The organism is Paracoccus haematequi, assembly GCF_900631945.1.
Taxonomy (GTDB): Bacteria; Pseudomonadota; Alphaproteobacteria; order Rhodobacterales; family Rhodobacteraceae; genus Paracoccus; species Paracoccus haematequi_A.
In genome coordinates, this window is the sequence record NZ_UZWE01000038.1 from 1 (window position 1) to 8,777 (window position 8,777).

Sequence of the window (8,777 nt, forward strand, 5' to 3'; positions counted from 1 at the left end):
ATGCCCGTCGTCCTTGTCGAAGACCAGCATCCCGCCCTGCACCGTCGGCAGCCCCCTGGCGGCGTTCCCGTCGAACACCGTGAAGGGCTTGGCGCCGTAGCCCAGCCCCGGAATGAAGGCCGAACGGGTCATCATCGTGGCCGTCGCGGGGCCAAGGAAGGTGTCCGCGATCTCGGCCCGAGGCAGGGCGTGACCGGCCCGTAGCGCCTGGACCGCGCCCGGCCAGTCCAGCCGACCGGCCGCCGTGTCAGAGGTGATGAAGCGGGGGGTGTGGCTATCGTGCATGATCGTGACCCCACGCGGACAAGAGGTTGTTTCTGAAAGACGCGGGCCAATGCCCAGGCCATGACGCGATGCCGCGCCCGGCCTGTCAACCGCGATTCCCGAAGATCGCATGAAAATGCGGTTGTCCCGGATCATGCGCGGGCGTTCAGCGCGGATCGCCCTGCGCCAGCTTGGCGGCCAGCGTGGCGGCGGCGGTGCGCGATGTGACCCCCATCGACCGCATCAGCGATGATACATGCGTGCGCACCGTCGCCGGGGAAATGCCTAGGACTCGGGCGATTTCCTTGTTGGTCAATCCCTGCATGACGCAGTCCAGCACTTCGCGCTGTCGATGGGTCAGGTCGATGTTCCGGAACGCCCCGTCGCGCAGCGTCCCGGCGGGATGGATCGTGTCGCCCCTTCGCGATACGGCGTGGCCGGGGGGCACATCGATGCGTCCCAGGCTGTCGACCTGCACCACCTTGATGTCAGAGCCCAGAAACCGGGCCAGAAGGCGGACACTGGCCACGACATGGGGTTCGGCATTCGCGACCGTGATCGTTACACGGCCGGAACGGTCTTTCTGCTGGTGGGTCAATTTATTAATACCCGGAACGATCGTAAAAACTGCACTATGTGGTCGGGATACCATCGAAAATCGTCCTAACACCATGCGACCATCGACGGAACGTCCAAATCATCTCGTGCGTTGATTGTGGCAGTAGAGCGCAAGCGGCTGACCGCTGTCCGCTGCCCGGCGGTTTATTAAGCATGACATAAAATAGTTTACTTCATTTTCTTAACGGTCTAAAGTTGCGGCATATCGAAAAATAACACGTAAAGGTTGTCAATTTATTGCGCCTGGCATGATTCTCGGCGCTATTTTTAGGATGATTTATCTATCCAGCGGTTGCGATGACCTATGTCATCAGGCTGATGTCTCGAACATTCGGCCGATAGCAGACCGGATTGCGACAGGTTTAACCTTTCTTTAACGAAATGGCGTGATGAGGCGCGCAAGGAAAAGCTCTGATCGGGTTGCCGTTTGTGATGGCGCCTTTGCAACTGTTTCATCGCCCTCGGGGATTCAGGCTTGGCCACGACACGGGTCTGGATAAGGCGGATGGTTGTCCGCCGCAGCGCGCATGGACGTTATTCCATGCAATTCAGTGGTTCCGGGACAGTGAACCGGTAAAATGGCTTCTTTGCCGGATAGTAAAGATAGGACTAAATCATGAACGTTGCTTACAACCAAATCGACGACAACGCGATCGTTGCCCTGAACGACGCCGATCTGGACGCCGTGTCGGGCGGCACCCTGGGCCTGCTGTTCGGCCTGCTGTCGTTCAAACTGTCGCTGTTCTCGAACAAATCCGGCTGCAACACCGCGCCCAAGTGCAAGCCGGAACCGACCCCCTGCAAGCCGACCACCCCGCCCTGCGGAAAGCCCTGCTGATCTGTCGCGGGGTCCGCAATCTGACGGATCCTAGACGATCCTGGACCCGCCGTTTCCGCGGCGGGTCTTTCTGCATCCATGCCGAGCCGCAGCCATGAAGCATACCCCTCCACCTCAGCATCAGGTGCAGGCGCCCGCCCCGCTGTTCCGGCAGCAGGCGCTGGCGCATCAGGCCCGATCCTTGCAGGGAGAGGTGGTGCTGGCGCTGCCCATGCGGATGCGGGTGCTGATCGTGCTGGCCGCGTTGATCGTGACCGGCGCGCTGATCTTTGCCGCGACGGCCAGCTATTCCCGGATCGAGACGGTCAGCGGCTGGGTCGTGCCCGAAGGCGGGCTGATCCGCATCACCGCGCGGCAGGGCGGGGTGCTGGAACGCCTGGACGTGGCCGAGGGCGACGAGGTCGCGGCCGGGCAATCGCTGGCCGAACTGCGCCTGTCGCAGGATCTGGACGGCGGCGACGCGGGCACCGCCATCGCCGATTACCTGGGGATCGAGCTGTCCGCCTCGCGCGCGCAGGCCGAGGCGGAACGCGAGCGTCTTGAGGCCCAGCAGCGCAACCTGCGCCTGCAACGCGCCGCCATGCAGCGCGAGATGGACGCGGGCAACGGCCGGATCGACGCCATCACCCAACGCCTGAACCTGATGCGCGCCAATTCCGACCGCATGAAGGAAATCAGCAGCCGCGGCTTCGGCAGCAACAAGCAGATCGAGGAATCCGAGGTCAATGTGTTGCTGGCCGAACAGGAACTGGTCGATGCCCGCACCGCCATGATGACCATGGCCCGCCAGATCGGCGACATCGACGCCCAGTTGCAGGCGCTGCCCTTTTCGATCAGCGCGGCCGAGGCGCAGGCCCGCGCCTCGCAGGCGGCGCTTGAACGCCAGGGGACCGAGCTTGCGGTGATGAACACCTATCACGCCACGGCATCGGTGGCGGGGCGGGTCGTCGCGGTGCCGGTGTCCGTCGGGCAGACGCTGGACGCGCAGACGGCCATCGCGGTCATCACCCCCGCCGGATCGCAGTTGCAGGCCGAACTGATGGTGCCGTCGCGATCCGCCGGATTCATTCAGGCGGGACAAGAGGTGCGGCTGATGTATCAGGCCTTTCCCTATCAGAAGTTCGGCACGGCGCGGGGCGTCATCGCCAGCGTCTCTCGCACCGTTCTGGCGCCTGCCGACGTGACCATCCCCGGCCTTCAGATCACCGAGCCGGTGTTCCGGGTCAAGGTCACGCTGGATCGGGACGTGATGACGGCCTATGGCCAGGACATGCCGATCCAGCCGGGGATGCTGCTGTCGGCGGGTATCGTGCAGGACCGGCGCAGCCTGATCGAATGGCTGCTGGATCCGATCTATGCGGTGGGCCGGCTGTGAGGGGGATCGGGGCATTGACCGGCGTCGGCCTGCCGGTGATCCGCGCCGCCGAGGGGGCCGAATGCGGTCTGGCCTGCATGGCGATGATCGGCAGGTACTACGGCCATGACATCGACCTGAACGGCATGCGGCAGCGCCATTCCGTGTCGCTGACCGGCGCGACGATGAAGGATCTGATGCGGCTGGCCGACGATCTGTCGCTGGCCTCGCGCCCGCTGCGGGTCGGAATCAAGGCCCTTGGGCGGATCCGCCTGCCCGCCGTCCTGCATTGGGATCTGAACCATTTCGTCGTGCTGAAGTCCGTGCGCGGCAAGACCTATACGATCCATGACCCGGCACGCGGCAAGCGGGTCATGACCATCGACGAGGTGTCGGATCATTACACCGGCATCGTGCTGGAACTGGCGCCTGCGGGCGATTTCCGCCACCTGGACGCGCGGATGCCGGTGCGTCTTGGCGCGCTGTGGACGCGGATCACCGGGCTGGGGTCGTCGGTGGCGCAGGTGCTGCTGATTTCGGTCGTGCTTCAGATCGCCACCTTCGCGATGCCCTTCTATATCCAGCTTGTCGTGGACGAGGCGATCGGCCGGTCCGACCAAAGCCTGCTGACGGTGCTGGCGCTTGGCTTTGGCGCGCTGACCCTGCTTCATGCCGGGCTGGACGCGCTGCGATCCTGGGTGTTGCAACTTCTGGGGTCGATGATGTCGTTCCAGGTGGTGGGCAACATCGTTCGCCACCTGCTGCGCCTGCCGGTGTCGTTTTTCGAAAAACGCCATGTCGGCGACATCATCTCTCGGATCGAATCGACGGAAGCCATTCGCGACGCGCTGACGCGGGGGATGATCTCGGGTATCGTGGACGGGGCGATGGCGGTCATCGCCGCATTCGTGCTGTTCCTGTATTCCCCGACGCTGGCGGTGGTGGTTGTCGCCTCGCTGGCGATTGTCCTGCTGCTGGGCTTCGCCTTCTATCCCGCGACCCGCAGCAGCACCGAGGACAGCATCGTCGCCCGCGCCGCCGAACAGTCCAACCTGATCGAGACGGTGCGCGCGATGCCCACCATCAAGCTGATGGGCGGCGAAGTCGAACGAGAGGCCCGCTGGCGCAACCGCTTCGCCGCCGTCATCAACAGCGGCATCCGCGTCAGCAGGTTCGAGATCTCTCGCGGGTTCCTGCAAGGCGCGGTCGTGGGCATCCAGACGATTCTGGTCATCTGGTTGGGCGCGCGAATGGTGCTGGAGGCGCAGGGCTTTTCCATCGGGATGCTGATGGCCTTCCTGTCCTTTCGTCAGACTTTCTCCGACCGCACCATGTCCGTGGTCGAGGAAATCATGCAGTTCCGCCTGCTGCGCCTGCATCTGGATCGCCTGGGCGACATCGTGACGGCAGCCCCGGACATCGGCCCCGACGCGACGCCGATGCGGATGCTGGAGGTGCAGGGCCGGATCGAGTTGCAGAATGTCGGCTTCCGCTATGCCGACAACCTGCCGCTGGTGCTGGACGACCTGTCGCTGACCATCGCGCCGGGTGATTTCGTGGCGATCAGCGGCGCATCCGGGGGCGGCAAGACGACCCTGGCCAAGCTGCTGCTGGGGCTGAACCAGCCCACGACGGGCCAGATCCGGCTGGACGGGCTGGCCGCGACGCCCGCCATGTGGCGCGCCTGGCGGGGCCAGATCGGCGTCGTCGCGCAGGACGACCAGCTTCTGTCGGGCAGCATCGCCGACAACATCGCCTTTTTCGATCCCGACACCGACATGGATCGCGTGGCCGAGGCCGCCATGGCCGCCTGCATCCACGACGACATCATGCGGATGCCGATGCAGTACCTGTCGCTGGTCGGCGACATGGGGTCGGCGCTGTCGGGCGGGCAACGCCAGCGGGTGCTGCTGGCCCGCGCCCTTTATCGCAAACCCCGGCTGCTGCTGCTGGACGAAGGCACGGCCAACCTGGACGAGGACACCGAACGCACCATCGTCGACCTGATCGCCTCATTGCCGATCACCCGCATCGCCATCGCGCACCGGCCTGCCCTGATCCACCGCGCCTCGCGCCATCTGGTGGTCACGAACGGCCGGATCGCCGAGGCGACGACCGTCCTGCGAAACCCCGCCGACCCCGGCCCGCCCCTGCGGCAGGCCGAGCCGGGCCGCTGAAGGAGGTGCGTCGTTCCGGCCGCACATGCGGTTATGGCGCAGGCGCAGGGGCGCATACTCCAGACGCTCCCAGATGGACGCACCTACGAGGGCTGGGAACCTGCTCCGTAACCTCGCCGGCAAGCGCGCCAAACGCAATTCCCGGTTTGTCGGCAACAAAGCCGAAGCACCAGTTCGATGGCCCAGCCCATGGGAAGATTGTAAGCGGTGTCCCGATCACGCTGTGACAGCGTAATTCCACGGGAGCAAGTCGTCAATCTGGCTCTGCTTGTGGTCACGAAGGATGGCGGTGAGCGTGGTTGTCAGCCAAGCATGCGGATCGACGCCGTTCATTTTGCAGGTTTCGATCAGCGAGGCGATGACAGCCCCGTTTTCGGCGCCTGCCTCGGAGCCGACGAAGAGGTAGTTTTTCCGCCCGAGGGCCATCACCCGTTCATTCTGCCCGTGTCGGGCAATTTGTTGAGGTGCATTACCGCTGGCACGCGCTTTTCGGCCGACAGTTTCGGGTCGAGCGCGTCGACCGACGCAAGTCCGGCCAGTTCGTCCATATCGAGGTGCTGCCTGGAGTATTCATGGTCGTGGCCGCGTGGATGCTCGATCCGGCATCTTGCACCGGCATGGACCTCGGCACACCGCGCGTGTCACTCGTGGCCCTGTCAGATCTCGATGACCTTCTGAGTCGGCGCGGTCTTCGGCGAAGCTCTTCCGGTGATCCCATCGTCGGAAAGGAACAGACCGATGCAAGACCTGCCCATCAAGCCTTCATGCCCCAGGCAACTGCAGATGCAGTTCGACTCGAAGCGGTTGCGCGGGATGAGCCTACGAGAGCGCCAGCAGGTGGTGACGTGCCTGGCCATCCTCCTGGCCGAAGCGGCGGGAGCAAGCGAACCGGAGGGAAGCGATAATGGACGGTGATCTCCTTCCGCCGGCCATCCTGCAGCGCAAGGCGGTAGTCTATGTGCGTCAATCAACCCAAGCCCAAGTTGAACTCAACACCGAGAGCCGACGACGGCAATATGAATTGGTCGAGGTCGCACGTCGTCGCGGTTTCCGGACCGTGGATGTAATTGACGACGGTCTCGGCCGCTCTGCCAGCGGCATGGTGGCCCGGCCCGGCTTCGAGAAGCTTGTCGCCGCCTTGTGCGCCGGGGAAGTCGGCGCCGTGCTCTGCTTTGACGCTTCGCGGCTGGCGCGTAACGGCAGGGACTGGCACCACCTGCTCGAACTGTGCGGGCTTGTCGAGGCGCGCGTTATCGACCTCGACGGCGTCTACGATCCTTGCTTGCCCAATGACCGCCTGCTCCTGGGTATGAAGGGCAGCATCAGCGAGTTTGAACTCGGGGTGATCCGAGCACGCATGATTGACGCCGCCCGGGCGAAGGCGCGCCGTGGCGAGCTTCGGATCAGCGTGCCGATCGGCTATATCTGGCATCGCGAGATCGGGCTCGGCCTCGATCCCGACTTCCGGCTCCAGCAAGTGATCCGGTTGGTCTTCGAACGGTTCCGCCAACTCGGCAGCGCGCGGCAGACGCATCTGTCGCTGACGGCTGAGGGCGTTTTCTTTCCGCGGCCTTCGGACGGGAAGCGCCTGACAACCTTCGACTGGACAGCAATCCGCTACCGCAATGTCATCGGCCTGCTGAAGAACCCCTTCTACGCAGGGGCATATGTTTATGGAAAGAGCGAGAAGCGGATCGAATTGGTCGACGGGCGCGCGCGCAAGTCCTACGGCCATGGCAAACCACCGGAAGCGTGGGACGTGCTTATCCACGATCATCATGCCGCCTATATTGATTGGGTGGAATACGAGCGGAACCAGATGCTGCTCGCGGCCAACGCCTATGGACGTGCGGGAGGACAGAAGTCCGGGCGGGGCGGCCGTGCCCTTCTCGCGGGCATGCTGACCTGCGGGCGCTGTGGCCGCGGTCTGGCCGTCGCCTATGTCGGTGCCCCGCCGGGTCGTCCGACCTATCGCTGCGATCGGCCCAATCTCATGCTCGGCCTGCCACGTTGTCTGAGCTTCGGCGGATCCCGTGTGGACGCCGCAATCGCATCGGAGATACTGCGCGTGGTCGAGCCGACGGCGATCGAGGCCGCACTGGAGGCGGAGCGGATGCACAGGGAAGGAGAAGCCGAGCGTCGGCGCGTGGCCGAACTCGATCTGCAACAGTCCGAGTACGATGCTTCGCTGGCAGAACGGCGCTATGCCGCCTGCGACCCGGAGAACCGGCTTATCGCAGCTCAGCTTGAGAAGCATTGGGAAGCCGCATTGCGCCGTGTCGAGGCTTGCCGGGCACGCCTTGCCGCGACGGATACCCCGGACCCGACCGCGCCGATGCCCAACTTCGAGAGCTTGGCGGCGGACCTTTCCGCAGCCTGGTCGGCGCCGGGTGTCACGACCCGAAGCCGCCAGCAACTGATCCGGGCGCTGATCTCGGACATCATCGCCGATATTGACGACACGACACGGGAGGTCGTGCTGACGATCCACTGGCAAGGTGGTCAGCATTCGCAATTGCGGGTGCGTAAACCGAGGACGGGGGAACATGGTTGCCAGACGCCCGAGCAGGCTCTGGCCGTGATGGAGCGGATGGCAACGCGCTTTTCCGACACCGATATCGCGGCCACCTTGAACCGGATGGGCGTGCGCACCGCAGGACAAGACTTGGACGGCGCATCGGGTGGCCTCCATCCGCAGGGTCCGCGGTATCCACGCCTTTCGCTCGGCCGAGAAGGACGGCGCTTGGCTCACCATGCGCGAGGCTGCGGCAAAACTCGGGGTGACCAGCCATGTCGTGCGGCGGATGATCCAGGACGGGATTTTGCCTGCCGAGCAGGTCGTTCCGGGCGCGCCCTGGCAAATCCGGGCCAAAGAACTCGAGAGCAAATGTGTCGTCGAGGCACTTAGACAGAAGGGACGCCCGCGTCACGCTGACGACCAGAACCAACTTCCAATGTTTCCAGATACTTGAAGAAGAGGGGTATAATGACTCACCACTCGCGATGGGACGGATGGTGCGTTCGACGGTGTTGCTGTCGGTCTCGACGCGGCCATCGGTAAGGAAGCGGCCGAGGCCTTCGCGGTATTTGGCGATGTAGGCAAGGGCCTCGCCCAAGGGTGACTTTGCCGAGGCACGGGCGCGGTAGTGGGCCAGCCAGTCGTCGATACGGGCGAGGATCGGGGCAGAGCGGTCTTGCCGGATAACCAGTCGGGTCGCGGTGTCGCTGCCGCAGATCTCGGCCTCGATGGAGTATAGCTCGCGGATGAGGGCCACGCCGTCTTCGGCAATCGACGCGGATCCGGTGCGGGTGATCTCGATCAGCTTGCGGCGCGCATGGGCCCAACAATGCGCCAGTTTGATGCCCGGACCGATCCGGTCCGCAGCAATCAGCCGGTTGTATCCAGCATAGCCATTCGTCGGGCAAAGAGAGTGTCCGATCTTCTGTGTATGAGTGGTCCGGTCCATGCTTCACCGAAAGGAAGCATGCATGACGATCTCCAAGGAACTTCTGGATGAACTGCTGA

General features: G+C 64.1%; 7 protein-coding genes and 4 pseudogenes. 6 read left to right on the forward strand and 5 right to left on the reverse strand.

The features are described from left to right. Together PARHAE_RS14045 and PARHAE_RS14050 are read right to left on the reverse strand one after the other, a co-directional pair. Nucleotides 1-285, reverse strand: a pseudogene (locus PARHAE_RS14045) (ornithine cyclodeaminase); the annotation flags it as partial. A 145-nt stretch (nt 286-430) separates the two neighbouring features. Continuing rightward, nucleotides 431-862: a helix-turn-helix transcriptional regulator gene (locus PARHAE_RS14050; RefSeq protein ID WP_206436966.1), complete on the reverse strand. Its 432-nt coding sequence runs from the start codon at nt 860-862 to the stop codon at nt 431-433. Between the two features lie 636 nt (nt 863-1,498). Here PARHAE_RS14050 and PARHAE_RS14055 point away from each other — a divergent pair. The 3 genes from PARHAE_RS14055 (at nt 1,499) to PARHAE_RS14065 (ending at nt 5,251) form a co-directional block, all read left to right on the forward strand. Beyond that, the gene (locus tag PARHAE_RS14055) at nt 1,499-1,720 is read left to right on the forward strand and encodes a hypothetical protein (RefSeq protein WP_126155221.1); all 222 of its coding nucleotides are present in this window, start codon (nt 1,499-1,501) and stop codon (nt 1,718-1,720) included. A gap of 94 nt (nt 1,721-1,814) precedes the next feature. Beyond that, the gene (locus PARHAE_RS14060; RefSeq protein ID WP_126155222.1) at nt 1,815-3,095 is read left to right on the forward strand and encodes an HlyD family secretion protein; all 1,281 of its coding nucleotides are present in this window, start codon (nt 1,815-1,817) and stop codon (nt 3,093-3,095) included. Nucleotides 3,096-3,109: 14 nt separating this feature from the next. Next, entirely contained in the window at nt 3,110-5,251 is a 2,142-nt protein-coding gene (locus PARHAE_RS14065) for a peptidase domain-containing ABC transporter (protein ID WP_206436967.1), read from the forward strand. Nucleotides 5,252-5,467: 216 nt separating this feature from the next. Here the strand turns inward: PARHAE_RS14065 and PARHAE_RS14070 are convergent. Both PARHAE_RS14070 and PARHAE_RS21915 read right to left on the reverse strand, forming a co-directional pair. Next, nucleotides 5,468-5,683: pseudogene (locus tag PARHAE_RS14070) on the reverse strand (transposase domain-containing protein); the annotation flags it as partial. Continuing rightward, nucleotides 5,677-5,799, reverse strand: coding sequence for a hypothetical protein (locus tag PARHAE_RS21915; protein WP_277600681.1), 123 nt, complete (start codon nt 5,797-5,799; stop codon nt 5,677-5,679). The gene PARHAE_RS21915 and the pseudogene PARHAE_RS14070, both read right to left, overlap by 7 nt. 190 nt (nt 5,800-5,989) lie before the next feature. Here PARHAE_RS21915 and PARHAE_RS21155 point away from each other — a divergent pair, with 190 nt between their 5' ends. The 3 genes and pseudogenes from PARHAE_RS21155 (at nt 5,990) to PARHAE_RS21725 (ending at nt 8,223) form a co-directional block, all read left to right on the forward strand. After that, nucleotides 5,990-6,166: a hypothetical protein gene (locus tag PARHAE_RS21155; protein ID WP_155992545.1), complete on the forward strand. Its 177-nt coding sequence runs from the start codon at nt 5,990-5,992 to the stop codon at nt 6,164-6,166. Next, nucleotides 6,156-7,022, forward strand: a pseudogene (locus PARHAE_RS21720) (recombinase family protein); the annotation flags it as partial. The gene PARHAE_RS21155 and the pseudogene PARHAE_RS21720, both read left to right, overlap by 11 nt. Nucleotides 7,023-8,055: 1,033 nt before the next feature. Further along, nucleotides 8,056-8,223 carry a hypothetical protein gene (locus tag PARHAE_RS21725; RefSeq protein ID WP_241232821.1) on the forward strand — a complete coding sequence of 56 codons (168 nt, stop codon included), beginning with the start codon at nt 8,056-8,058 and terminating at the stop codon, nt 8,221-8,223. A gap of 23 nt (nt 8,224-8,246) precedes the next feature. Here the strand turns inward: PARHAE_RS21725 and PARHAE_RS14080 are convergent. Beyond that, nucleotides 8,247-8,667: pseudogene (locus PARHAE_RS14080) on the reverse strand (IS66 family transposase); the annotation flags it as partial. Nucleotides 8,668-8,777 lie beyond the last annotated feature (110 nt).

Excerpts from the sequence above, each read along its gene's own strand:
- PARHAE_RS14055 (WP_126155221.1), top strand. The coding sequence starts at position 1,499 with ATGAACGTTGCTTACAACCAAATCGACGACAACGCGATCGTTGCCCTG.
- PARHAE_RS14060 (WP_126155222.1), top strand. The coding sequence starts at position 1,815 with ATGAAGCATACCCCTCCACCTCAGCATCAGGTGCAGGCGCCCGCCCCG.
- PARHAE_RS21915 (WP_277600681.1), bottom strand. The coding sequence starts at position 5,799 with ATGGACGAACTGGCCGGACTTGCGTCGGTCGACGCGCTCGACCCGAAA.
- PARHAE_RS21155 (WP_155992545.1), top strand. The coding sequence starts at position 5,990 with ATGCAAGACCTGCCCATCAAGCCTTCATGCCCCAGGCAACTGCAGATG.
- PARHAE_RS21725 (WP_241232821.1), top strand. The coding sequence starts at position 8,056 with ATGATCCAGGACGGGATTTTGCCTGCCGAGCAGGTCGTTCCGGGCGCG.